The sequence below is a fragment of the Nitrosomonas sp. PY1 genome (assembly GCF_022836435.1).
Classification (GTDB): domain Bacteria; phylum Pseudomonadota; class Gammaproteobacteria; order Burkholderiales; family Nitrosomonadaceae; genus Nitrosomonas.
Window position 1 is genome coordinate 2,567,447 of sequence record NZ_BQXC01000001.1, and the last position, 25,516, is coordinate 2,592,962.

21 protein-coding genes are annotated in these 25,516 nt (G+C 43.8%); 11 read left to right on the forward strand and 10 right to left on the reverse strand.

Going from position 1 to position 25,516, the window contains the following annotated elements; translation table 11 throughout:
- The first annotated feature begins 93 nt into the window (after nucleotides 1–93).
- Nucleotides 94–1,476 carry a DASS family sodium-coupled anion symporter gene (locus W03_RS11915; RefSeq protein WP_244073550.1) on the forward strand — a complete coding sequence of 461 codons (1,383 nt, stop codon included), beginning with the start codon at nucleotides 94–96 and terminating at the stop codon, nucleotides 1,474–1,476.
- A 236-nt stretch (nucleotides 1,477–1,712) separates the two neighbouring features.
- Here W03_RS11915 and W03_RS11920 read toward each other — a convergent pair whose 3' ends face one another.
- A complete protein-coding gene (locus W03_RS11920) occupies nucleotides 1,713–2,174 on the reverse strand; it encodes a VOC family protein (protein ID WP_244073551.1) in 462 nt (153 codons plus the stop codon).
- A 250-nt stretch (nucleotides 2,175–2,424) separates the two neighbouring features.
- On the opposite strand from W03_RS11920, the gene mutS reads away from it, so the two are divergent.
- Together mutS and W03_RS11930 are read left to right on the forward strand one after the other, a co-directional pair.
- A complete protein-coding gene (mutS, locus tag W03_RS11925) occupies nucleotides 2,425–5,022 on the forward strand; it encodes a DNA mismatch repair protein MutS (protein ID WP_244073552.1) in 2,598 nt (865 codons plus the stop codon).
- Between the two features lie 241 nt (nucleotides 5,023–5,263).
- Nucleotides 5,264–8,320, forward strand: a complete 3,057-nt coding sequence (locus W03_RS11930) for an EAL domain-containing protein (protein ID WP_244073553.1) — start codon at nucleotides 5,264–5,266, stop codon at nucleotides 8,318–8,320.
- Nucleotides 8,321–8,503: 183 nt separating this feature from the next.
- On the opposite strand, the gene W03_RS11935 is transcribed toward W03_RS11930, so the two are convergent.
- Nucleotides 8,504–9,403, reverse strand: a complete 900-nt coding sequence (locus W03_RS11935; protein WP_244073554.1) for an SDR family oxidoreductase — start codon at nucleotides 9,401–9,403, stop codon at nucleotides 8,504–8,506.
- A gap of 43 nt (nucleotides 9,404–9,446) precedes the next feature.
- Here W03_RS11935 and W03_RS11940 point away from each other — a divergent pair, with 43 nt between their 5' ends.
- Nucleotides 9,447–10,496 (forward strand): CDP-6-deoxy-delta-3,4-glucoseen reductase, encoded by a 1,050-nt coding sequence (locus tag W03_RS11940; protein ID WP_244073555.1) that lies wholly within the window; start codon nucleotides 9,447–9,449, stop codon nucleotides 10,494–10,496.
- Here W03_RS11940 and W03_RS11945 read toward each other — a convergent pair.
- The 3 genes from W03_RS11945 to hemC all read right to left on the reverse strand — a co-directional run bounded on the left by W03_RS11945 (nucleotide 10,493) and on the right by hemC (nucleotide 13,583).
- On the reverse strand, nucleotides 10,493–11,677 hold the full coding sequence (locus tag W03_RS11945) for a heme biosynthesis HemY N-terminal domain-containing protein (protein WP_244073556.1): 1,185 nt from the start codon (nucleotides 11,675–11,677) through the stop codon (nucleotides 10,493–10,495). The genes W03_RS11940 and W03_RS11945 overlap by 4 nt on opposite strands.
- 158 nt (nucleotides 11,678–11,835) lie before the next feature.
- Nucleotides 11,836–12,630, reverse strand: coding sequence for a uroporphyrinogen-III synthase (locus W03_RS11950; RefSeq protein ID WP_244073557.1), 795 nt, complete (start codon nucleotides 12,628–12,630; stop codon nucleotides 11,836–11,838).
- Nucleotides 12,627–13,583, reverse strand: coding sequence for a hydroxymethylbilane synthase (gene hemC / locus W03_RS11955; protein ID WP_244073558.1), 957 nt, complete (start codon nucleotides 13,581–13,583; stop codon nucleotides 12,627–12,629). Before hemC ends, W03_RS11950 begins: the two co-directional genes overlap by 4 nt.
- 135 nt (nucleotides 13,584–13,718) lie before the next feature.
- On the opposite strand from hemC, the gene ppc reads away from it, so the two are divergent.
- Genes ppc through W03_RS11980 form a run of 5 tightly spaced genes read left to right on the forward strand, consistent with a single transcriptional unit; the run spans nucleotide 13,719 to nucleotide 19,200 of the window.
- Nucleotides 13,719–16,514, forward strand: coding sequence for a phosphoenolpyruvate carboxylase (gene ppc / locus W03_RS11960; protein WP_244073559.1), 2,796 nt, complete (start codon nucleotides 13,719–13,721; stop codon nucleotides 16,512–16,514).
- 57 nt (nucleotides 16,515–16,571) lie between these two features.
- Nucleotides 16,572–17,876: a pitrilysin family protein gene (locus W03_RS11965; RefSeq protein ID WP_244073560.1), complete on the forward strand. Its 1,305-nt coding sequence runs from the start codon at nucleotides 16,572–16,574 to the stop codon at nucleotides 17,874–17,876.
- Between the two features lie 16 nt (nucleotides 17,877–17,892).
- Nucleotides 17,893–18,441, forward strand: a complete 549-nt coding sequence (rsmD, locus tag W03_RS11970) for a 16S rRNA (guanine(966)-N(2))-methyltransferase RsmD (RefSeq protein WP_244073561.1) — start codon at nucleotides 17,893–17,895, stop codon at nucleotides 18,439–18,441.
- On the forward strand, nucleotides 18,438–18,920 hold the full coding sequence (gene coaD / locus W03_RS11975) for a pantetheine-phosphate adenylyltransferase (protein ID WP_244073562.1): 483 nt from the start codon (nucleotides 18,438–18,440) through the stop codon (nucleotides 18,918–18,920). The genes rsmD and coaD overlap by 4 nt, the downstream gene beginning before the upstream one ends.
- A gap of 10 nt (nucleotides 18,921–18,930) precedes the next feature.
- Complete coding sequence (locus tag W03_RS11980) at nucleotides 18,931–19,200, forward strand: YfhL family 4Fe-4S dicluster ferredoxin (protein WP_244073563.1); 270 nt, start codon at nucleotides 18,931–18,933, stop codon at nucleotides 19,198–19,200.
- Between the two features lie 151 nt (nucleotides 19,201–19,351).
- Here the strand turns inward: W03_RS11980 and pgsA are convergent, their stop codons facing one another.
- The 4 genes from pgsA to W03_RS12000 form a co-directional block, all read right to left on the reverse strand.
- Nucleotides 19,352–19,936: a CDP-diacylglycerol--glycerol-3-phosphate 3-phosphatidyltransferase gene (gene pgsA / locus W03_RS11985; protein WP_244073564.1), complete on the reverse strand. Its 585-nt coding sequence runs from the start codon at nucleotides 19,934–19,936 to the stop codon at nucleotides 19,352–19,354.
- A gap of 63 nt (nucleotides 19,937–19,999) precedes the next feature.
- A complete protein-coding gene (gene uvrC, locus W03_RS11990; protein WP_244073565.1) occupies nucleotides 20,000–21,850 on the reverse strand; it encodes an excinuclease ABC subunit UvrC in 1,851 nt (616 codons plus the stop codon).
- Nucleotides 21,837–22,025 (reverse strand): 4-oxalocrotonate tautomerase family protein, encoded by a 189-nt coding sequence (locus W03_RS11995; RefSeq protein WP_244073566.1) that lies wholly within the window; start codon nucleotides 22,023–22,025, stop codon nucleotides 21,837–21,839. Before W03_RS11995 ends, uvrC begins: the two co-directional genes overlap by 14 nt.
- Before the next feature lie 28 nt (nucleotides 22,026–22,053).
- Nucleotides 22,054–22,677, reverse strand: coding sequence for a uracil-DNA glycosylase (locus tag W03_RS12000; RefSeq protein ID WP_244073567.1), 624 nt, complete (start codon nucleotides 22,675–22,677; stop codon nucleotides 22,054–22,056).
- A gap of 161 nt (nucleotides 22,678–22,838) precedes the next feature.
- Here W03_RS12000 and W03_RS12005 point away from each other — a divergent pair, with 161 nt between their 5' ends.
- Nucleotides 22,839–23,147, forward strand: coding sequence for a hypothetical protein (locus W03_RS12005; RefSeq protein ID WP_244073568.1), 309 nt, complete (start codon nucleotides 22,839–22,841; stop codon nucleotides 23,145–23,147).
- An 87-nt stretch (nucleotides 23,148–23,234) separates the two neighbouring features.
- On the opposite strand, the gene W03_RS12010 is transcribed toward W03_RS12005, so the two are convergent.
- Entirely contained in the window at nucleotides 23,235–23,891 is a 657-nt protein-coding gene (locus tag W03_RS12010) for a TlpA family protein disulfide reductase (RefSeq protein WP_244073569.1), read from the reverse strand.
- Nucleotides 23,892–24,207: 316 nt separating this feature from the next.
- On the opposite strand from W03_RS12010, the gene W03_RS12015 reads away from it, so the two are divergent.
- Nucleotides 24,208–25,353: a trypsin-like serine protease gene (locus W03_RS12015; RefSeq protein WP_244073570.1), complete on the forward strand. Its 1,146-nt coding sequence runs from the start codon at nucleotides 24,208–24,210 to the stop codon at nucleotides 25,351–25,353.
- Nucleotides 25,354–25,516 lie beyond the last annotated feature (163 nt).

The following is a 25,516-nucleotide window of genomic DNA, read 5'->3' on the forward strand; positions in this document are numbered from 1 at the left end:
ACCTTTGTTAGATCAATGTATTGCATTTTTTCGTGTGAACCCAGCAAGTTTGTCATACCATTGTGGCTATTTACTTCTTCCACAGCATATCGCATGACGACCTCATCCCATAAACAATGGGTATTAGTTATAGGACCCGTGTTAGCAATCCTGCTTGCTGTCGCCATGCACTTATCTGGCTGGCAGCAGCAAGCCTGCTGGACTGGCGCGATTGCCATGCTGTGTGTTATTTGGTGGATTTTCGAACCCATTCCGATACCAGCTACTGCGTTGATTCCATTGACAGTACTACCTCTGGTAGGTGTTTTGCCGCAAGAAAAAATTGCTTTAGCTTTTGGCCATGATTTAATACTATTAATGCTTGGTGGATTCTTGATTTCCGTAGCTATGGAGCGTGCAGGCGCACATCATCGTATTGCGCTCGGTATGATTCACCTCATAGGTGGCAATAGCAGTCGGCGCATCGTATTTGGTTTCATCATTACCAGCGCCATGTTGAGCATGTGGATTTCTAACACGGCCACAACATTGATGATGCTACCGATAGCATTTGCGGTGATCCACCAAAGCCCCGACAAAAAACTAGCCATTCCGTTATTACTATCCATTGCTTATGGTAGTAGCATCGGCGGTCTGGGAACCCCAGTGGGAACGCCTCCAAATCTAATTTTTATGCAACAATATGAAAAATTTACCGGTCATTCCGTGAGTTTTGTACAGTGGATGAGTTGGGGATTGCCGGTAGTTTTGGTATTCATTCCGATTACCGCATTATGGCTGACGCGCCATTTAGATTATGGCGAGAAATTAGCGATGCCGCCAACAGGTAGCTGGCGGCCAGAAGAACGTCGGGTATTGATCGTTTTTGGCTTGACAGCCGTGGCTTGGATGACACGATTGGAACCTTTTGGTGGTTGGAGTCATTGGTTGGATTTAAAAAGCGCCAATGATGCTGCAGTCGCATTAACCGCTGCAATCATTCTATTTCTCGTCCCCAATGGCAGGGGATCCAATTTACTCGATTGGCAATCGGCGGAAAAGATACCTTGGGGTATTTTGATTTTATTTGCGGGCGGCATTGCCATAGCACAAGCATTTGTTGAATCGGGCTTGTCGAAAGCCATCGGCGATCAATTAACGGTGCTTGCAAATTTACATCCACTGGTAATCATTGCTACTATTGCGTTGATGGTTACTTTTCTCACTGAAACTACCAGTAACGCCGCAACGACATTGCTATTAATGCCGATTCTTGCACCAGCGGCAATTGCGGCAGGACTGGAGCCAAGTCTATTAATGGTGCCAGCCGCGATGAGCGCCAGTTGCGCTTTTATGCTACCAGTTGCCACGGCACCTAATGCGATTATTTTTAGCAGCGGCCGCCTTTCGGTTACCGATATGATTCGAGAGGGGCTCATACTAAACTTTATCGGTGTCGCCGTCATTACGTTAGTATGTTATTTTATAATCCATTAACTGGCGACCTAAGACCTCTGCGAAGCTATCCACTTTTGTTGTAAGTTCTTAAGAATCTAGCTGGTTATTGAAATTCAGATAGATTCTGTGCATTTTCTGCAAAAAACCAAGATCGGAGCGTTATTGTTCTATTTCTTGGTGCATTTGCAGGAAAGCGACTAAAAATCACACGGTCATATAAAGGCAAAACCAGAATTACATCGAAATAAAGATTCCCCCCTTCTGTAAATAATTAACTAACCATTGTTATCGTTATTTCTTTGGAAGCCTAAGCCTTTTGCGTTTAATTCCGCCAAGGCTTGCTCAGTTTTTTGCAGATGACCAAGCCCCATACCCTGCAATACATGATCAGCTTTTGTATATTGAATATTACTATAGGTAGTGATTTCCACTCGGTTTCCCCAAGGATCAAGAAAATCAAGAAAAGAACCCTCTAAGAGTTTGACACCCATACTTTCAAGCGTCTTTCTCGCTAGGTCTTTATTGTCCACGGCTATTCCAAAATGACGCTTTTGATCAGGTTGTCTATTATCATTTTTTACAAAATTGATAAATTGATCCCCGAAATAAATAAAGGCCTGCATCTCGTTTTTTTTATGAACTTCAAAATTCAAGAAGTCGCCATAAAATTTTAATGCCTCTTCAATATTTCCAACTTCTAATGCCACGTGATTTATGCCTACTGCATATGCTTTCATAAATTCTCCTCTATCATTAAACACCTATACTTGCCAGTCAGTTTATCTTGAATAATGCATACGGTATCGATCGTAGAGCTTCCTATCTCGCTATTTGAGCCAGAAACAACAATTTCAATTGTCCAGCCATGACCAGATCGAAGCTATTACAGTCAACCAGATTTTCTGGTTACCAAAAAACCAATGTATCATGACTCCCTTCTTGATTAAATCCATATTGGTATTGCTAGTAAGCGTTTTGCAAGCATATATGAGCCCCTCCAAAGAACAACACACGCCGATGATGCAGCAGTATCTGCGTCTTAAAAACCAACACCCTGACATGCTAATGTTTTATCGCATGGGGGATTTCTATGAGTTATTTTTCGATGACGCTGAAAAAGCAGCGAAATTACTCGGCATCACTTTGACACATCGAGGCTCTTCTGCCGGAGAACCGATCAAAATGGCGGGTGTACCCTATCATGCGGCGGAACAATACCTTGCCAAATTGGTGAAACTGGGAGAATCTGTCGTATTGTGCGAGCAAGTCGGTGATCCGGCAACGTCTAAAGGCCCTGTCGCCCGTGAAGTTACCCGTATCTATACGCCCGGGACGCTGACCGATGCTGCGTTGTTGGAAGATAAACGCGATTGCGTTCTGTTGGCCATGCTAGCGCGTGAAGAAACCGTAGGATTGGCTTGGCTCAATCTAGTAACCGGTCAGCTCCGGGTTATGGAAACCGACAAGCAGAATCTATCCAGTGAACTAGAGCGCATTCGGCCTGCTGAAATCCTGATTCCGGAATCACTCGTTATATCGGAAACGCAACGTCCGTACTCGGTACTTAAACGAATCCCTGATTGGCAGTTCGATCACGATAGCGCAATCCAAACGTTAACTCGGCAATTGGCAACACAGAGTCTGTCCGGTTTCGGTTGCGATGATTTATTCATTGCCATGGCTGCAGCAGGTGCTTTGTTGGAATATATTCATCTGACCCAAGGCACAACGGCGGCATGTCCTGTTACTTCATTACATGCCGAATTCGATACAGCTTATGTACGAATGGATGTGTCGACACGGCGTAATTTAGAAATTTCTGAAACCCTACGTGGTGAGCGATCACCAACGCTGTTATCGCTATTAGATACCTGTTCCTCCAACATGGGTAGCCGCTTGATGCACTTTTGGCTCCACCATCCCTTGCGCGATATGCGAGTGATTCAGAATCGTCTGGACTGTGTCACTGCTCTATTGGGTGACTCTGCATTCCATTGCTATGAGCCAGCGCGTATGCTGCTGCGAAAGTTTGTGGATATCGAACGGATTGCCGCGCGCATTGCACTTCAATCAGCCCGCCCCAGAGATTTATCCGGATTACGCGATAGCCTTAAATTGATACCCGAACTAAATGAAATGCTTGCGCCTTGTCAGAATGAAGCTTTGCAACCATTGATCCAAGCCTTGCAGATCGATGTCACTTGGATAAATTGCCTAAATGAGTGTTTACTCGAAGAACCGGCCACGCTGTTACGTGAAGGCAATGTGATTGCCGATGGTTACGACACAGAATTGGATGAGCTGCGTGCTTTACAAAATAATTGCGGTGAATTTTTATTGCAATTAGAAATTCGAGAGAAAGAACGCACCGGTATTCCAAGTTTAAAAGTCGAATATAACCGAGTACATGGTTTTTATATCGAAGTCACACATGCGCATAGCGAAAAAATACCGATCGACTATCGGCGCAGGCAGACATTGAAAAACGCCGAGCGTTACATTACCCCGGAGCTCAAAGCATTTGAAGACAAAGCGCTGTCTGCGAGAGACCGTGCTTTGGCACGCGAAAAACAGTTATACCAGGAATTATTGTATCGGCTCCAGCCCTTCGTGCCAATACTGCAGAAACTGGCTGCCAGTATCGCTGAAATTGATGTGCTGTGCGCCTTCTCGGAACGCGCGAAAACATTAAATTATATTCAACCACAATTATCGGAAGAGCATATTTTCCATATCGATGCGGGACGACATCCAGTTGTGGAAAACCAAGTTGAGCATTTCGTCGCGAACGACATCGATCTTTCTGGTGAGTCCGATCAAAAACCACAGATGCTACTGATAACCGGCCCCAACACGGGAGGGAAGTCAACTTACATGCGTCAAGCTGCCTTGATTGCATTACTAGCGCACTGCGGTAGTTATGTGCCCGCCAAACAAGCGCAGTTAGGGATCTTGGATCAAATATTTACGCGCATTGGCGCGTCGGATGATTTGGCTAGCGGTCGTTCGACCTTCATGGTGGAAATGACGGAAACCGCTAATATTTTGCATCATGCCACCCGGCGCAGCTTGGTACTAATGGACGAAGTGGGGCGCGGCACATCGACCTTTGATGGATTAGCGCTTGCGTTCGCCATTGCGCGACATTTGGCAACACACAACCGCAGCTTGACGTTATTTGCCACGCACTATTTTGAGTTAACCAAGCTGGTCGAAGAGTTTCCGCAAATCAGCAATGTGCACCTGAACGCCGCCGAATACAAAAATCACATCGTTTTTCTGCATAAGATCACCGAAGGCCCAGCGAATCAAAGCTACGGTTTACAAGTTGCCGCACTCGCCGGCGTTCCTGGCAATGTCATTAAAATGGCGCGCAATCATCTGGTTCAGCTAGAGCAAGACAACCTGAAGAAAAATATCCAACCAGATCTCTTTTCAACTCAATCCGAAACGGTTGAATCCACATCGCAATACACGCGCGTCATTGCGTTGTTGGAAACATTATCACCGGATGAATTGACGCCGAAACAAGCCCTGGAAAAAATTTATGCGCTGAAGAAGTCGCTTGAGGATGGTAAAGGTTAGATGATTTATCGACCGATTGAATCATTCGCATGCTATCTTAGTTTTCACTATTAAAAACGAAATGCTTTTTCTAGTTACCTTCTGTAATGAAATTTTGCTCTAACCTTTAATATGATATCTTTTTACGAGTTATAAAAATCAGTGTTTGCTAACATAGTAGAACTCAAACAATATAGTATTTACAATTTTCCATACCCTGAATAGTGCTTAATCTCATAAAATCAGCGAATCCATCCGCAGCATGGAACACGAACAATACATAAAAAAATCGCTACCTCCTCATGCCATGCGTATATTACTACTGGCATCGTTCTATTTCACCGGAGGATACGCGGGATTATGCGTGCCTTATGTAAGTTCAAGTATCACTTTATTTTGGCCACCTTCCGGAATTGCTTTGGCAGCATTGTTGCTATGGGGAGTGTCGTGCTGGCCAGGTGTATTTGCGGGAGCGCTTGTCACAAACCTGCTTATCGGCGACGATCTTACCCCGCCTGTTGCGATGGCAATCGCTCTCGGTAACACCACAGGCCCCATACTGGGGGCGATATTACTCAAAGAAGTAATGGGATTTAAAAACAATTTCTTGCGCGGACGTGATGTAACAATCTTTTTGTTAATCGGACCGGGTTGTATGTTGCTGACTGCCAGTATCGGTGTTTCTGCATTGTATACCGGCGGAATTCTGTCGTTTGATTTGCTATCCCGGGCTTGGATCGGCTGGTGGCTTGGCGATACAGTGGGCGTTCTGGTATTCACACCGCTGCTGCTGTTCTTGCTGAACGACTGGCGGACTCGGATATTGCAACGGTCGCAAAGTAAGCGAGAATTTATATCGGTATTGGTTAGCTGCATCTGCTTAACTTGGTTAATATTTGACGGCATTCCGATTATTAATCAACTTATGCTGCCGCTTACTTTTCTGGTATTTCCTCCCTTGATATGGGCGGGTTTGCGCTTGAGTGCTTTAGAAACTTTCGTAGTAGTTCTGGCAATTGCTTCGATTGCCATCATCGGAACGGCAGAAGGAGTTGGTCCCTTTTCCAGAGAAGATTTCCAACTGAGTCAATTAATTCTGTGCACTTTTATCGCCACGATTACATTCATCGCCTTTATGATGATCGGTATCCAAGCAAACCAGCGCAAGGTTAAACGACAATTGCACACAAGCGAATCACGTCTTCGGTTGGCTTTAGAAGCGGCTAATCAGGGTCTTTATGACCTTAATGTGCGAACCGGAAAGGCAATCGTCAGTCCAGAGTACGCCAGAATGCTCGGGTACAATCCGCAATCATTTATAGAAACCAGCGACAACTGGTTTAATCGTATATATCCCGGAGACCGAAGGACTGTTTGTCAGATCTATAGCAAATACATCAGCGGCTTACGTAAAGACTATCAAGTCGAATTCAGACAACTCACGCAGCAAGGTAAGTGGAAGTGGATTCTATCGTTAGGCAAAGTAATTGAATGGGATTCTCATGGCCGTCCAGCTCGCATGCTGGGGACACATACCGATATCAGCGACCGAAAAACGAAAGAACTAGCTCTCCAGCAAAGCGAAGAAGAATTAAGGGTATCTGAACGTCATCAGCGGGAGTTACGGGTGCTGGCGGAACGGGAGCAAAGTCGTATGGACGCACTGCTTTCCGCCATGAGCATCGGCATTTTGTTTGAGGACAATCAACAGCGAGTGGAATATGTCAATCCGGCATTCTTACGAATGTGGGGTATCAGTGAGCACGAGAATTTATTGAACAAGCCGACCAGCACCATCCTCGAGTGTTCTAGAGAACGATTAACGTTCGATCACGCCTCTAAACATATGCTGAACGTACCGGATACACAGGAAATCAGCAAGCCCATCGAGTTGGAACTGAGTAACGGACAAACGCTTACACAGTTGTCTTATCCTGTCGCCGATATCGAAGGCCAAGTTATTGGACGGCTATGGCTGTACGAGAATATTACGCTAGAGCGGCAAACCGCACAGCAGCTACTATATCTGGCAGAGCGCGATCCGTTAACTGGTTTGTACAATCGTCATCGATTCCAAGAAGAATTGAATAATCTGATTGCCTCTTCATTTCGCAATCAGCAGAAGTTTGCACTGCTGTATTTTGATCTCGATGATTTCAAATATATTAATGATACTTTCGGACACCGGGCTGGTGATACCGTTCTGATTCGAGCAGTGGGAGTAATCTCCAGCATAATACGTCATATTGAAGTGTTCGCTCGTTTGGGAGGTGACGAATTCGCCATTCTGAGCCACCTGCAATCAGATGACGACTTGGACTCTCTTCCCTCGCGAATAGTAACGTCGGTCTCATCGATTCCATTGCATTTCCGTGAAACCAACATTCGCTTAACAACCAGTGTAGGCGTCGCCGTTTTTCCCGAACACGGTGAAACAGCTGAAGACTTGATTGCTCATGCGGATACTGCAATGTATCAAGCTAAGAATCAGGGTAAAAATACTTGGGCTATCTATGATCCTCAGCGCGATTCCTCGGAAGCCATGATAAATCAAATGACTTGGTACAGTCGGATTACCCAAGCGCTGGAACAAAATCTTTTTATAATTCATTTCCAAGGAGTTTACGAAACTACTCAAAACACTCTAACCCACTTGGAGATACTTATCAGAATGCGCGATGTGAATGAACCGGAGCATTTGATTATGCCAGGTCAGTTTATTCCTATAGCAGAAAAGAATGGACAGATTGTTAATATTGATCGCTGGGTAATCAAGCGCAGCATCGAGCTGCTGAGTGAAAACCCAGTAATGCCAGCTGTTGCAATCAATATTTCCGGCAAGACTTTCGACGATCCTTCGATTCCGCAGTATATCCGCAGCTTGTTAAGCGAACGGCACGTGGATCCAGCGCGTCTTATCATTGAACTGACTGAAACGGCGGCGGTGTCGGACATACAAGATGCACAGCGCTTTATCGAAGCGATTCATCGAACCGGCTGTTCTGTTTGCTTGGATGATTTTGGTAGCGGCTTCTCAACATTCGGCTATCTGAAGTATTTAGGAGTCGAAATCCTTAAAATCGACGGATTATTTATCCGCGATCTTCCCAACAACTACGACAATCAGATTTTTGTCAAAGCTATGGTGGAAGTCGCACGAGGGCTTGGCAAGTTAACCGTGGCGGAATTTGTCGAAGATGCCGCTACGCTGAGCATGGTGAAAAACCTGGGAATCGATCTGGCACAAGGTTATTATCTGGGCAGACCGGGAGCAGAAATTCCCATTAAACCTGAAAATAAGAACTTTACTCACGACTAATGGTAGCGTTCAACGTAAAGTAAACGAATACATCAACGGAAATTATTCTCGGCGACTGCTCAGAAAAAGCTTTATTCCCAAAGATCACTTATTAAGGAGCGGTATACTGGCGAATAATCTGAATAATATCTGCGCAAGAATTGCCTCCCTTTCTATCGACAACTGAATTTTTCTTGCAGCATCCTATCCTTGTCGTTCGTTCCGCGCTGCTTGTATACCTGACACAACAGTCGGGTACAACAGTTTGACGTATAGCTCTCTTTTTAACCGTGCGTTAATTAACCGCCGGGATTCTCGCATAAACGACATCATGCCTGGTGAAATCTGTTTTTCGGCTTCTTCACGATTAATCCGTGGCGGACGGGGATAGCCAAAATGATCAGCGACCCAATCGAAATAAGCGCCCATTTTGAGTTGTGAGTCATCGCACGCATGATACAGTCTACCTGGTTTCCCATGCCGTACGACGGCGTAAATGATTCGCGCCAAATCGTCGGCATGGATGTGGTTAGTATAGCTATCTTCGTTTTCCAATAATACCGGTAAGTTTTGTTGTAGGCGCAAAAGCGGCAGCCGGTCTGCGGCATAAATACCCGGCACACGCAGAATCGATACGTTGACGTGATTACGTTTTCCCCACGCACGGATTTGTTTTTCGGCATCTACTCGCCGAATGGCACGTCCGTTGACGGGATTCACCGAATAGGTTTCGTCTATCAAAGCACCCTGGCAATCACCATAAACACCACTGGTACTGATATAAATAAGCTGCTGTGGTAGAATCGTTGCAGATTTTCTGGGTCGCCGTGACAATGCAGACAGTAAGTGAGCGGTGCGCTTATCTCTCAATCCTTCACTCTGCGGTGGGGCTAAATGAATGACGAGTTGCGCGACTCCGGAAATTCTCTCAAGTGTTTGTGGTAAATCGAGATCGCCGTAAATCGGAATCATGCCATGAGATCGGAGAGTACTGATATGATTGGAATTTCGGTGTAATCCCAAAATGCGGTAATGTTTTTTGAATAATGGCGCAGCCCGCAATGCAATATCGCCACTACCGACAATTAATAGTGTTTTTTTCATTACTTATTTTAATGTTGTTACGCGGTTTATTAACCTTCATGTAATGTCGCATCAAATCATCATTCAGCCTAGTGGCCATGTGCTTACGGTCGAATCCAAAGAAACTATTTTAGAGGCCGCTTTGCGCGCAGGACTATCGCTGCCATATGGCTGCCGAAATGGTTCTTGCGGTCTTTGTAAAGGTAAAATCATACAGGGAACTGTCGATTATGGTCAGTATAATGCAGAAACTTTAACCGAAGCCGAAAAGCATGAAGGACTTGCTCTATTATGCTGCGCATCGCCACTCACAGACTTGGTGATATATTTAGATGAAATTAGCGCAACGAAAGGCATCGAAATAAAAACACTACCGTGCCGCGTCGAAAAACTGGAGTTGGTTGCACCCAACGTGATGATTGTCTCGTTGAAATTACCAGCGAATCAACGCCTGCAATTCCTGTCTGGACAATACATCGATATTCTATTGAAAGAAGGTCAACGCAGGAGTTTTTCGTTAGCCAATGCTCCTCATGATGATGAGGTATTGCAATTGCATGTACGTAATTATCCGGGAGGCGCATTCACCGAACACGTTTTTACCCACATGAAAGTCAAAGACATGCTGCGCTTCACAGGCCCGCTAGGATCTTTCTTTCTTCGCGACACGCCGGCAGTAAACACACCGATTATTTTCTTGGCCAGCGGTACGGGATTTGCACCGATCAAAAGCATCCTGGAGCATATTTTTTACGGTGCCAACAATCCGTCCTATCATCGGCCAATGACCCTCTACTGGGGAGTTCGCGTCAAAGATGATCTCTATTTGACGGATTTGATCAACGAATGGCAACGGCAGCATCCAAACTTTAATTTTATTCCCGTTTTATCAGAGCCTCTATCGAAAGATCATTGGCAAGGACGAACGGGGTTTGTCCATCAGGCGGTGATGCAAGACCACGCTGATTTACAAGCATACCAAGTCTACGCTTGTGGCTCTCCGGTCGTGATCAAGGCTGCTTATCACGACTTCACCAGTCAAAGGCATTTACCTAACAATGCCTTTTTCTCCGATATATTCACGCCTTCAACCGCCGCACCAAATCCAAATTAATTGATTTTTTTAAGTGTAAACTCCAATCCTTTGTTGTAGTGAGTGATGGCCGATTCATGTTTACCCAATTTTTCATATAATTGTGCTAACGCGAGATGCGCCTTATGGCTCGGCTCGACCGACAAGCTTGCTTCGAGATAGTTTTCAGCTTTACCCCAAATTTCACAGTAAGCACATAATTTACCGAGCGTAAGTAATAAAGTCGCGTTGTTAGGATGCGCTCTCAGCCACCCTTCAGCCAATTCAATTTGCCGGCTGACATGCGAACCTAAGCATTCCGCATAAAGTTCGATGAGTTCAGCATCCCAGGTTATGGGCAGGTTATGCTCGATAATTTGATGCGCGGAATTGCAGTTATTCAATGCCATATACGCACGTGCCGCAGCAACGGCTAATTTGCTATCCGTTTTTTCCATGGGCGAAACATGCTGCTGCCAATATTGATCTAATGATCGAACATCGGTGAATGTGCTTTTTATTTTTTCAATTTGCGCATCGCGGCGTAATTGTTTGACCAAATTTTGGTTAGCAGAAGAACGTTTAGCCAAAGTATCCGTAAGTTCTAAAACCGCATCCCAATTTTTCGCTTGTTGTTGCGCTTTAATTTCCAACAATAATACGGAAGATGATTGCAATCCTCCATCCGCATATAAAGAATGCAATACATCCAATGCTTCGTTGTATTGCCCTGCATTAATCAAAAAATCGGCCTTCGCAATAATGCCTAAAGATTTATCTTCAGGCGCTTTGGCAATGGCGGAATCAATATATTTATCACGATCTGAAACCTTATCCAATTCATGTGCCGAACGTGCGGCAATAGCTCCACTTAGTGCCGTTACCAATGACGAATCGGAAAGCTTCAAGGCAATTGCAGCATTCTTCTTGGCTTTGGTGTAGTCACCTTCAAAATAAGCCTTTAAGCTGGACAAAAGCATTTCATCGGTTTTTTTAATACGATGCCTTTCACCAAACTCGAACACCCCCAAAACGAATCGAATAAAAACATAGAAAACGAAAGACAATACGATGATTGAAATAACCAGTTCCTCCAACTGTAACTTTAAATTCACATCATAAGAATCGAGCACCAAGGTAGCATGACCTAAGGTGTTCTTTGCTACATATACGATCGCTACTGCGGCAGTAAATAACGCTAATAGCCAAAGAGTTGCTTTCATTTGTTCTCCTCGTTTCGAAAATGGAAATAACAGGATCTAAAACTAACAGGGTATGCGTTTTGAGTGAGGACGGACGAGAATGAAGCCGTGGAATAAATTGTATTGAATATTATTAGCAATGTTTTCAGCATAACTACACTTTCAATTTTGTATCATGGTTATTTCACAATTCTCTTGCCAAAGTACCCTTGCAAGCTATCAAGTAACCCTTCATCCCCAGCCATCGTTGTTTTAATAATTTTTTCGAGTCCTAATCCTTGAGCGGTTCGAACTATACGCTCATAATTTGTAAAGATTGGAGTCGATTCCAGTAATTGTTGGCCAAGCTTACCTAACATGTCAAATAAATTATGTAATCCTTCGCTACTGGTGATGATTACAGCATGTATTTCACCCCGCGACCAGATAGCTAATAAAGAAGCAATATCGCCCTCAGGCTTTTTACGTCGATAACATTCTGCGTATTCCAGAGAAGCATTGCGCTGTATGAGTGTATCGCCTAATAACGGTCGTCCGCCTACCCCCCGAAAAATTACCACTCGCTTGCCAGTCAGGTCTTGCAGCGGTTCCAGTCGAAGTAATGCTTCGCTATCGAATTGCTCCGCTGGAATGAGCACTTCATTAACCCCATAACGCTTTAAGGCGTCGGCGCTGCCTTTACCAACAGCTGCTATTTTGAGATGGGGCGGAAAAGCGCTATGTTGTGAAATGAATTGCATGGCTTTGTGTACTGCATTGGGGCTAACAAAAACCGCCCAATCAAATTGCTCCAAGCGCTTCACAAGCTGAACCAGACTTTCAGGGTGTTCAACATCAGTAATTGTTAGCACCGGAAAAAGGACCGGATTGCCCCCTCTTGCGCGAATACCATCGGCAAGATAAGCGCATTGGTGCTGCGGACGCGTCACCAATACATTCACTCCAGCTAGCAGATTGGTTGCAGACAAAATCATTTCCAACCTTCTGCGGGAGCGAGTGTCGCTAGAATTTCATCCGCTCCTTGGTGAATTAGTTTTTCTGCCAGCACTTGTCCCAAGTGTAAGCACTGTGTTGGCTGTCCAGAAATGGTATCACTGACGATACGTAATCCATCCGGTTGCGCAACAAAGCCCCGTAATTGTAGTACGCCATCCAAAATTTCACCAAATGCACCTAAGGGAACTTGACAACTACCACCTAACACGCGGCTCATCGCGCGCTCGGCCTCGACGCAATATGCCGTAGCTTGATGATGCAGCGGTTGTAACCACTCGACCAGATCTGGCCGATCAGCACGGCACTCGATGCCTAATGCACCTTGCCCCACTGCCGGTAGACTCTGTTCCGAAGATAATAACGCCGCGATGCGATTTGATAAACCAAGCCTCTTCAATCCAGCCGCAGCAAGAATAATCGCTGCATATTGACCTTCATCAAGCTTGCGTAACCGAGTTTGCACATTACCACGTAATGGTTGTATCTTAAGACGAGGGAATCGTGCGCGTAACTGACTTTCTCGCCGTAAACTGGAAGTACCGACAATGCTGCCTGGCGGTAATGCATCTAAACTATTATACTGATTGGAAACAAATGCATCGTGAGGATCTTCTCTCTCAGTAATCACGGCAAGCTGGAAGCCTTCCGGCACGTTCATCGGCATATCTTTCATGGAATGCACGGCGATATCAGCGCTACCATCTTCCAGAGCTTGCTCTAACTCTTTAATGAATAAACCTTTGCCGCCTATTTTAGAGAGTGATTGATCGAGTATTTGGTCGCCTCGGGTTGTCATACCGAGTATGCTGATGTCAGTTTGCGGGTATAATTCCAGCAGTCGCTGCCGAATATGTTCAGCTTGCCACATAGCCAATAAGCTTTCACGTGAAGCGATGACAATTTTTTTAGGTAATGTATGAGAATTGGGCATTAAGATTATAAAAATGAAAGAAATACAAAAATTTTTTACTGAAGGCCATTTTAACATGGCAGATAATAATCATGGCTGTTTTACGTACGTTGCGTATCTTGCAGTGCGTGCAATCGCATGATGGATATCACCAGAATGAATGACTCGGATCCATCCATTGAAGAAGCTTTGGAGGAACAAAATGACAAAGACTTGCCGTTACGTGAGGATATCCGTTTTTTAGGCAGGATGCTTGGGGATACGTTACGCGAACAAGAAGGAGATGCCGCTTTCGAATTAGTAGAAAACATCCGCCAAACAGCAATTCGTTTTCGCCGCGATCAAGACCCACAAGCACGTCAAGAACTGAAAGCAATATTGAGCCAGTTAAGCGACAAAGTATCTTTGCCAGTCGTTCGTGCCTTTAGTTATTTTTCGCTGCTATCCAACATTGCCGAAGACGTACATCATAATCGCCGCCGCCGTATGCATTTACGCCAGGCATCAGCACCTCAACCCGGCGGTGTTACGCTGGCACTCGAACGAGTGCTGGATAGCGGAAAGGACTTATCTCTTTTGGCCGATTTTTTCAACAAAGCAATGGTATCACCTGTTTTGACAGCGCACCCCACGGAAGTGCAGCGCCGCAGTATTTTGGATTGCCAGCTAGCTATTGAACGCTTGCTCAGGGAGCGCACACAAATGGAAATGACGCCCAATGAAGAGCGTCATAATGAAGAAGGTCTGCGCGCAACCATTCAACTGTTGTGGCAAACCCGCATGTTACGCACTACGCGGTTGTCGGTATATGATGAAATCGAGAATGGACTCGCTTATTACAGCTATACCTTTTTAACAGAAATCCCCTATATTTACGCAAAAATAGAGGATCTTCTGGAATCTCGTTTGCAAGACAAAGCGCCACCGGTAGCTTCTTTTCTGCGCATTGGTAGTTGGATAGGCGGCGACCGTGACGGCAATCCATTTGTAACACACGAAGTGATGCTACGTGCGATGGAACGCCAATCCTCCGTAGCGATGGAATTCTATTTGGAAGAAGTCCGTAAACTCAGTCAATCCATGAGTATCACAGAGCGCATTGTTACTGTGAGCGATGCTGTAAAAGCACTCGTGGCTATTTCACCGGATATTCCCAATCGTTCCGACGAACCTTATCGTCGTATCTTCGTTAAAATTGGCGCACGCTTAGCAGCCACCAGTCGACGCTTAAGTAATCAATCGACGTCATCCGATACTGCCGATTCTGAGCCGCCGTATGCCAATAGCACGGAATTCTTGCAAGATCTCGACGTGATCATCGATTCACTTCAACAACATAAATCCCACTGGATAGCGCGCAGATCATTACGCAACTTCCGGCGTGCCGTGGATGTTTTTGGCTTTCATCTGGCACCATTGGATATGCGGCAACACAGCAAGGTGCATGAGCAAGTGGTAGCAGACCTGTTTCGTTTAAGCACACCAACTGGCCAGGGCTATTTATCGTTGAATGAGACAATGCGTACCGAATGGTTGTTAGCGCAGATTAGTGAACCAAGAACGCCTTTTACTTCGTATCAACAGTGTTCAGAAACCACTCAGTCGGAATTACACATACTGCAATGCGCGGCAGATATCCAACAACGCTTTGGTCGTGTAGCCATGCCTAACTACATCATTTCCATGACAACAGGCATCGTGAATGTATTGGAAGTAGCCTATATGCTCCAAGAAGTGGGGCTATTGCAGGCAGGACCAAATGCAGTATTGCATATCAATATTATTCCTTTATTTGAAACCATTGCTGATTTACGAAGTTGTAGCGATATCATGCATCAGCTATTCTCTTTACCTTATTATCGTGAGTTACTTGTATCGCGAGGAAACGTGCAAGAGGTAATGTTGGGTTATTCGGATAGCAATAAAGATGGAGGATTCATTTCATCCAACTGGGAAATCTACAAAGCTGAGATCAATCTGACTAAAATTTTTGCCAAACATAACATCAAATTGCGCTTGTTTCATGGGCGTGGCGGCACGGTTGGTCGCGGCGGAGGTCCCAGTTATCAAAGCATCTTGGCGCAGCCACCGGGCAGTGTAAATGGTCAAATCCGCTTGACTGAACAAGGAGAAGTGATCAGCAGTAAATATGCGGAACGCGAAATAGGCCGGCGCAACCTAGAAACGCTCGCAGCAGCAACGATAGAATCAACTCTTTTCGGTCACGACGCAATCGGTGAAAACGCCGAGCGATATTATCAAGCGATGGAATCTTTGGCATCGACTTCATTTGCAGCATATCGCAACCTAATTTATGAAACCCCAGAATTTAAAGATTTTTTTCTCGAATCGACTGCGATTCGAGAAATGTCAGGATTGCATATTGGCAGTCGTCCCCCATCCAGAACAAATTCAGATGCCATCGAAGATTTACGTGCAATACCTTGGGTTTTCAGTTGGAGTTTGAACCGTATAATGCTCCCTGGCTGGTATGGCTTCGGGCTTGCAGTAGAAACTTTTATAGCTAACGAAAAGCAACCCGGACAGGGCTTAGCATTACTACAAGAAATGTATCGAAATTGGCCTTTTATGCAAACCTTGTTGTCAAATATGGATATGGTGTTGGCTAAAACCGATATGGGTATCGCTTCACGCTACGTAGAATTGGTGAACGACGCCACCGTACGCGAACAAATCTTTACGCGCATCAAGGAAGAATGGAAGAGAAGTATTAAATGGCTTTTCGCTGTTACAGGTAATACAGAACTACTGCAAGACAATCCGACACTGGCGCGCAGTATTCGCAATCGAACGCCTTATATTGATCCGCTGAATCATTTGCAGGTGGAATTACTACACCGCTATCGATCCGGTGAAGATAGTGCAGAGGTAAAACGCGCCATTCATTTGACCATTAATGGTGTATCGGCCGGACTGAGAAATAGCGGTTAATCCATACAAAAATCAATGCTTACAATTTATAGCATTGGAAAATTACAGGCTTTAAAAATGTATAAGATATTATGTTTAGTTATTCTTTTATTGAGTACACTAGCACAAAACACATGGGCATCGCTCAACATTCAGCACTGGGAAACAGCCAATGGTGTCAGAGTGTACTTTGTTGAAAATCATGATTTGCCAATTCTTGATGTCAGCGTTGAATTTGCGGCTGGCAGCAGTATGGATACGCGCGATCAATCGGGATTAGCCAATCTAGTACATCATTTACTTAACTTGGGTGCAAAAAATCTATCTGAAGATCAAATCGCAACAGCACTCGCCGATATCGGCGCACAATTGAATAGTAATTTTGACCGCGATAGAGCGGGCGTAGCTCTAAGGACTTTAAGCAGTGACCGTGAACGTGTTCAGGCATTAGATATCTTAGCAAATGTCATTCAGTTTCCGCAGTTCCCAGAAGCCATCTTGACGCGCGAGAAAGCAAGGATTGTAGCCAGTATCAAAGAGTCAAGTATAAAACCTGACTATATTGCGGATCGGGAACTGAACAAAATGCTCTATGGTGCTCATCCTTATGGGTTCAATGATGTGGGAGAGATTGAAACGCTCAACACATTACACCGCGATGATTTATTAGCTTTTTATCGCTCGCACTATGTCGCAAAAAATACCGTTATCGCTATGATTGGCGATGTAACGCGCTCACAAGCCAAAGAGATTGCTGAATCATTAACAAAGCATTTACCGATTGGGGAAAAACAAGCCGATATCCCGAAAATTCAGATACCTGCGGCGGAAATAAAGAAAATTCCTCATCCGGCAACACAAAGTCACATTCATTTTGCCTATCCAGGATTACGTCGCGGAGACCCTGATTATTTTCCGTTATTAGTGGGAAACCATATTCTAGGCGGCGGTGGATTTGTATCACGCTTGATGGAAGAAATCCGTCAGAAACGCGGGCTAGCTTATAGCGTTTATAGCTTTTTCTCACCCTTCAAACAACAAGGTCCTTTTTTAATTGGGCTACAAACCAAAAAAGAACAATCAGAAGAAGCTTTTTCATTGACACAAAAAGTGTTAATCGATTTTGTTGCTTCTGGTCCGACTCAAGTAGAATTGGATGCCGCCAAACAAAATCTGATTGGAGGGTTTCCGCTCCGTATCGACAGTAACAGCAAAATATTGGGATTTCTTGCCATGATCGGTTTTTATCAGTTACCACTCACTTATTTGTCCGACTATCTGGTTGCAGTTGAAGCGGTAACCGTTGAACAAGTACATGAAGCCTTCAAACGCCGAATTCGACCGAATGGTATGGTGATTGTCATCGTAGGTGCTGCTGAATAATTGAGCCCAGATATTGATGGCGACGACTGCACGAAAAATCCGTATTATCGGAGGCTACTGGCGCAGCCGATTGATTCAATTTCCTAATCGCACCGATCTCCGGCCTACCGCAAACCGTATACGAGAAACCTTATTTAACTGGCTAGGGCAAGATTTAACAGGGCTGAATTGTTTGGATCTGTTTGCAGGAAGCGGCGCACTGGGTTTTGAAGCTGCTTCACGTGGTGCGCAATCAGTGGTTATGGTTGACAATGATTCAATCGCATCACGTGCATTACATGAAAACAAAGAGAAACTGCAAGCTGCACAAGTTTCCGTGTTCAAAATGGACGCAATTGCCTTTCTTCAAATGAATACGCAAAAATTCAACCTCATTTTTCTTGATCCACCTTATCGCCTTAGCTTGCTGTCAGAAATATTAAAAAAGCTACCACTGCACCTTGAGGTCAACGGGAAGATCTATATCGAAAGCAGTGACGATTGGACCCCAGGTGATCCGTGGGCTGTACGTAGAAATGGAAAGGCAGGTAAAGTTTTTTATCAGCTTTTGGAAAAAACTCAATGAACAAAGTAATTTATCCTGGTACCTTTGATCCGGTTACACGCGGTCATGAAGACTTGGTTCGTCGCGCAACACGCCTATTTGATCAGGTCGTAGTCGCTGTTGCCGTGAGCAGCAGTAAAAAACCTTTCTTTACGCTGGAAGAAAGAATCACGATGGCAGAAGAAGTTTTGCACGACTGCACCAATGTCAAAGTCATTTCATTCTCAGGCTTATTAATGAATTTCTTGCAACAACAAGATGCGCGAATTATTTTGCGCGGTCTGCGAGCTGCTTCAGATTTTGAATATGAATTTCAAATGGCCGGAATGAATCGAAGTATGTATCCTGATGTCGAAACATTGTTCATGATGCCATCCGAGCAATACATGTTTGTTTCTGCCACTATCGTACGTGAAATTGCTTCATTCGGTGGCGATGCGGATGCGTTTGTTCACCCTTTCGTAGCACAAAAATTACGAGAAAAAATATACAATAACTGAGAACATTTTTATGGCATTAATTATCACCGACGAATGTATTAATTGCGATGTGTGCGAACCGGAGTGCCCCAATGACGCAATCTCGCAAGGTGAAGAAATATACGAAATCGATCCCAATTTATGCACCGAATGCGTAGGACACTACCATGAGCCACAGTGCGTAGAAGTCTGTCCTGTTGACTGTATCATCGTCAATCCAGATAGAATAGAAAGCAAAGAACAATTGCAAGATAAATATCAGCACCTAATAGATATTAAGAAAAATAACCCTGACCAATAAATAGTGGCGTGAAAGTTTATTTTGCTTGGTCTTAGGGGATTCGGATTGCTTCATAAATTCGTTGAATACAATATCCTGAAATAAGATTACAGACTTTCTCGCTATCAGAGAAAGCAATGATCGCTACTGTAATCAGCGCAAATAGTAGTCATCAAAAATTCTTCTTTTCTTCCTTAAGCACCTGCGGTAATGCGGCTTTTAAGTAATAAAACATCGACCAAAGTGTTAAAACGGCAGCAACATAGATCAACCATGTACCAATTTGCTGCGCATCAAAATTATCGCCAATAGTGTCGTGATAGAGCAATAATGGGATAGCGACCATTTGAGATGACGTTTTGATTTTTCCTAAAAAAGAGACCGCCACACTTTTTGATCTACCGATTTGAGCCATCCACTCACGCAGTGCTGATACGGCAATTTCTCGACCAATAATAATCAGTGCAATCGGTGCGTCTAACCGCCCTAAATATACCAGGACAATTAACGCAGCTGAGACCATTAACTTATCCGCCACTGGATCGAGAAAAGCACCAAAAGCAGATATCTGATTCATAACACGCGCTAGATAACCATCCAACCAATCGGTAATTGCAGCACCCGCAAAAATTAAAGCGGCAATCAAGTTCTGATTAGCCGGCAATAACCAAGTATGCGGAAAATAAAAAATTCCGACAAATAATGGGATAGCCAGTATTCGTAAAAAAGTAAGAAAATTAGGTAGGTTGTAAAGCATTCTCAAAAAAGATTGGTAAGAGATTGTAAATAGACAATTGAGAAAAATGTTTGGTTGCCAAATTTAATGGAGTTCGCGATATATTTTTTCTGCCAGCTTCCGGCTGATTCCTTCCGTTTTCTGCAATTCTTCAATACTAGCCGTCAATACACCTTTTAATCCACCAAAGCGACTCAGCAAATGCTGTCGCCGTTTAGAACCAACACCGTCGATACCTTCCAGACTGGAACTGGTTCTGGCTTTGGCGCGCTTATTACGATGCCCTTGAATGGCGAAGCGATGCGCTTCATCCCGTATTTGCTGAATCAAATGTAATGCGGGGTGTTCGCTAGGCAATTGCATGGGATCATCGGCAGAATAAGGAAAAATCAGTTGCTCCAGACCTGGTTTTCTTGCCTCTCCTTTAGCCACACCGAGCAATAACCCTTCGTTGATACCTAGCTCCTGTAAAGCATCCTGCGCCGCACTCACTTGTCCTTTGCCACCATCAATCAGTATCAGATCTGGCAATTGGCTCTCCCCGCTGACAATTTTTTGATAGCGTCGAAACAATGCTTCGCGCATGGCAGCGTAATCATCACCAGGTGTTATACCGGTGATGTTATAGCGGCGATATTCTTGACTGCGCATAGCAAAACTATCATACACTACACAAGAAGCTACGGTAGCTTCTCCCATTGTATGACTGATATCGAAACATTCGATACGACTCAAATTAGGCATTTGCAATACGTCTTGCAATGCTAACAAACGTTTCTCTTGGCTCGCTTGCCGAGCGCACATCTGCTTTAATGCCAGGCGCGCATTTTCTGTTGCCATTTCCAGCCATACGCGTTTTTCACCGATAGGATTAAATTGCAACGTGATTTTATGGCCACATTGTTGCGTCAATAATTCTTCGAGTACTTCACGTTGAATTTTTTCGCTGATAATAATCAATGGCGGCACACTACGGTTTAAATAATGTTGTGCTAGAAAAGCTTCCATGATAGCAGAAGCGTCACAATCATCCGCATTATGTGGAAAAAAGCTTTTATCTCCCAAATGACGACCACCCCGAATCATAGCCAAGTTAACGCATACTTTGTGTGTTTCTTCTTTCAAGGTAGCTAGCGCAATGACATCGGCATCCATCGCCTTACCACTATCAATAAACTGCCTTTCCCGAATCTTACGTAACGCCTGGATTTGATCACGCAAGACAGCTGCTTTTTCAAATTCCATACACGCTGCAGCCTGTTGCATTTTGCTATCAATAGCACCTATCACTTCCGTTTGTTTGCCTTGTAAGAATAATTCAGCATTTTTCACATCGGCTTGGTACTCCTGTGTAGAAATCTGATCGATACAGGGTGCGCTACAGCGTTTGATTTGAAACAATAAACAAGGGCGTGTGCGATTTCTAAACACACTGTCTTCACAGGTACGCAAACGAAAAACTTTTTGTAACAATTGAATACTTTCACGAACGATTCCAGCATTAGGAAAAGGACCGAAGTAGCGTTGTGCTTTGTCTAAAACACCGCGATAAAATCCCAATCGCGGAAAATCATGTTTACTGAGAATGACATAAGGATAAGATTTATCATCTCGGAACAAGATGTTATAGCGAGGCTTAAGACTCTTGATCAGATTGTTTTCAAGCAATAGCGCCTCAGCTTCAGAACGTGTTGCAGTCGTATCAATACTGGCAATCTGTGAAACCATCATCCGAATTCTCGGACTCAAATTGGTTTTCTGAAAATAAGAAGAAACGCGCTTTTTTAGGCTTACCGCTTTACCGACATAAATCACCTCACCTTTTGCATTCATCATGCGATAAACACCCGGTTGCAGCGGTAGATTTACGCAAAAACGCTTGGGGTCAAACTCGCTGTCACATGAATCAATAGAGATTTGGTCAGTCTTTGCCATCAAGTAAATTACCCGCTACCGCCCAGTTCTCATCTGGCAATTCGTCAAAACAAATATAAGTATAGGATTTAGGTTTTTTAGCAATTCGCTCAAGGGTATCAGTAAATTCAGCAGCAATTTGTTTTTTCTGTTCGCGCGTGAGCGTCCCAGCGACACGAATATTGACATACGGCATAGCAATTCTCTCCTCAAATATTAGATGCTTATAATTCACTCGTAATTTTAGCAAAAACCTGTTCAAACATCTCAGTAGTTAATCGCTTAGTTTGTGTGTTGTAGCGACTGCAATGATAGCTATCATAAAGCTTGATAGTTTTTTTCATTGATAGTGTGTGAATGTTGCCATGACCGAACGAATAGGGTTTTGATGGAAGCCGCAATCCCATGAGCACCGCTTTATGCGCCACCAATCCTAGCGCAACAATGGCCTTACCATTACGATTGAGGAATTCATTGAGCTCAAACTGCAAATATTGATTGCATTGCCGAATCTCTTGAGGCAATGGCTTGTTTTCTGGTGGCAAGCATTTGACTGCATTGGTGATACGACATCGAAGTAATCGTAATCCATCATCAGCAGCCAGGGATTCTGGTTTTGTAGCAAGCCCATATTTGTATAATGTCCGGTACAACAAAATACCGGCATAATCCCCAGTAAAGGGACGCCCAGTGCGATTGGCACCATGCATACCTGGTGCGAGACCAACAATGAGAATTTCAGGATGTTCATCGCCAAAAGCAACGACAGGTCGTGCATGATAATCGGGATGCTTACTCTTGAGTGATTGCAGGAAACCACTCAAACGGGAACATTGATCGCATTGCATAGCCTCAGAATGTTACTTTGTTGTATTCTAAACGTCAAAGCAACGAGTAAGATAGGTAATGTTGTTATTTATTATGGTCAGTTGTTTTAAATATGTTATATCATACAAACCGATACGTAAAATTATCTTATACATTCTTAATTACGATGAAACAGGAGAACATGATGACTCAAGTAAAAAAAATAGCCATTACTTCTTTGATGGGCGCGGTTTTATTCGCAGGTAGTGCATTTGCTATTGAAAGGGAATATGTTGATTATGGGAAATATATTGATTTCGCTAATCATCGCTTTATCGGATTCGAAGCAATCGGGCCTGCACCCCGGACAGACTTGATTCTGGATCAAGAAAAAGTTGCCCAAACAAAAAGCTCCGAAGAAAATCTTCGATTACCTTCTGGAATTAACCCTGTTAATCCTTCAGTAACACCCAGCAATGCTACTGACCCAGTCGTAAGAAAAAGTTATTGATTAATTATAGTTAGAATTTATCCAGGCTAATGGACTATCTCCATTGGCCTGTTTTGCTTTTAAATTCCACAAAAAACTCGAACATAATCAGTGCACATCGGCCACAAGCTCTTCAATCATGGCTTGCTTGTAATCGACCTGTCCAAATGAAATATCGCGTAACTGCCCCTTGCGATCAAACGTAATACTGGAAGGCGTTCCCTGTAGTCCAAATTTCTCAAAGGTTTCCGCTTTTTTTGTTTTCTGTTCTAAATAATGTTTGACTTGTTGAAGCACCGCATGTTTTTTCCCTTCATCAAAATTATCGAATCCATTTAGAAAGTTTTGCGCGTACTGAAGCACACGTTCATCAGTTACTGGTTCGATATCAGCCACAACACGATCCATTCCTACAGGAAAAGGGATTCTCCAAGAAAGTTTGCGATCCTTGGTTAACTTATCATAGCGATTGAGCGCTTTATAAGTTTCCCCGATTACTTCACCGTTTACAATCAACTTCTGCAAATTCTCAAAAGTATTTTTATCATAATCTTCAAATGCGGTGGCTAAGCCAATCACGACAAGACCATGCTCATGGTATTTTTCATATAATTCAACTGCTTTCGGCAATGAATACATAAAACAACCGGGACAATTTACCTGGAACACTTCAATCATCACCACCGAACCAATCAATTCATTCAGAGAAATGGGCCCACTTTGAGCCCAAGCATCCACCGTAATATCAGACAGTAATAGCGTCATAGCAGTCAAAGAAAAATAATCTGTTGATAGCCTATCACATATCTCGTGTTAATTCTGTGATTCTGCGTGTTTAGAAAATTAATGAACACAGAATTCTAAATTTATCAACTTTGACTCTGTTTGTGAGAAAGCCCACATTCTATTTGGAAGAAAATACTTAGCATAGTCTCTGCAAAAGCATGGGGGCTTATCTATCATGCACTGCAAATTTTTCCGGTAATAGGATTTTAAGGAGACCTGCCTAATTTGGATCTGTCTTTAATATTAACCCAAACTATATCAGAAAATTTTCTCTCCTCAATCAAAGGAACATAAAATGAATATTCGAGATCATATTACAATCGGAGCTTTACTCTCCATCGTAGCACTACACACACAAGCTGGTTCTTTAACGGTAACCGAAGAATTCAGTGCCGCCGACAATAGCAAGAATCGCTCTTCAACGCTTTCCCATTGGACACGGGAGCGTATCGCTAAAGCTCCTGCGGTCATGATGATCGATAACAAGAAACCTTCCGCATCCAAGAAAAATCCCGCAGCAGCACTCACAAATGAAGTTCCGATGTCAACAAAAGGAGGATCACCCGTCCCTGATTCAAATGCAATTCATCGTCAAGCTTTTGCGGAAGATTGGAAGAAACTCGAAACAGAGTTTGGTGATTTATACCTTGAAAATGAGCAACTGAATGCTGGTAACGAGGATTCTTTAGCCAACATACTAGCGGGAACATCAAGCGTTTATATAAATTATGACGTCAATACTATCGACGCGTTCTGGAAAGTAAATCCTCATAAATGGATAGGGAAATTCACCTTCACTACCTCTGCAGGAGATGCATCATGCTCCGCCACAGCCATCAGCAACAATCACATTGTAACTGCAGCACATTGCGTGTATGACACACCTTCTCGTAATGCTTTTTATACCAATAAAGCTTTTACACCGGCATATCGCAATGGCAGCGCACCATACGGCACATTTCCAACAACTGGTTGTAGAGTATTGACTGCTTGGGTGAATCTGAGTGGTAATTACAGCATTGACACATGGACTCGCCATGATGTTGCAGTTTGTAACGTTGGTACCAACTCAATTGGCCAAACATTGAATGCCGCTGTGGGTTGGGCAGGGCGCAGCTGGGATTGGCCTTCTCAACAGCTTCATTTTAATGCGGGATATCCAGCACGTGATGTAAACGATAATTTTCTTTCAAGTCCAGCTCAGTACCTTAGGGCCTGTACCGCCGAATCCTTTCAGCAAACCACTGACACACTGGGTAGCGGTTGCTTCTACGGTCGTGGAATCAGCGGTGGCCCTTGGTTGAGAAATTATGCTCCTTTCCAAGTTCAGGGAAATGTCAATAGCGTGAACTCGGGATTGTTCATTGGTCAACACAATCTTTACGGAGCAAGATTTACAAGTAATAACATCAAGGTTCTTTGTGATGCAGAAGGTTGCTAGTCTAATTGTATTAGATTAAAGCAGTATTTTTAATAGCGACGGGGGACACATCAACATTCCCCGTTGTTACTTTGAACCAACCATTCATAAACATTAATCATTAATATTTAGACAAATAAATATGAAATACCATACCCCAAAAAATCAAAAAAAATCTTTGTTG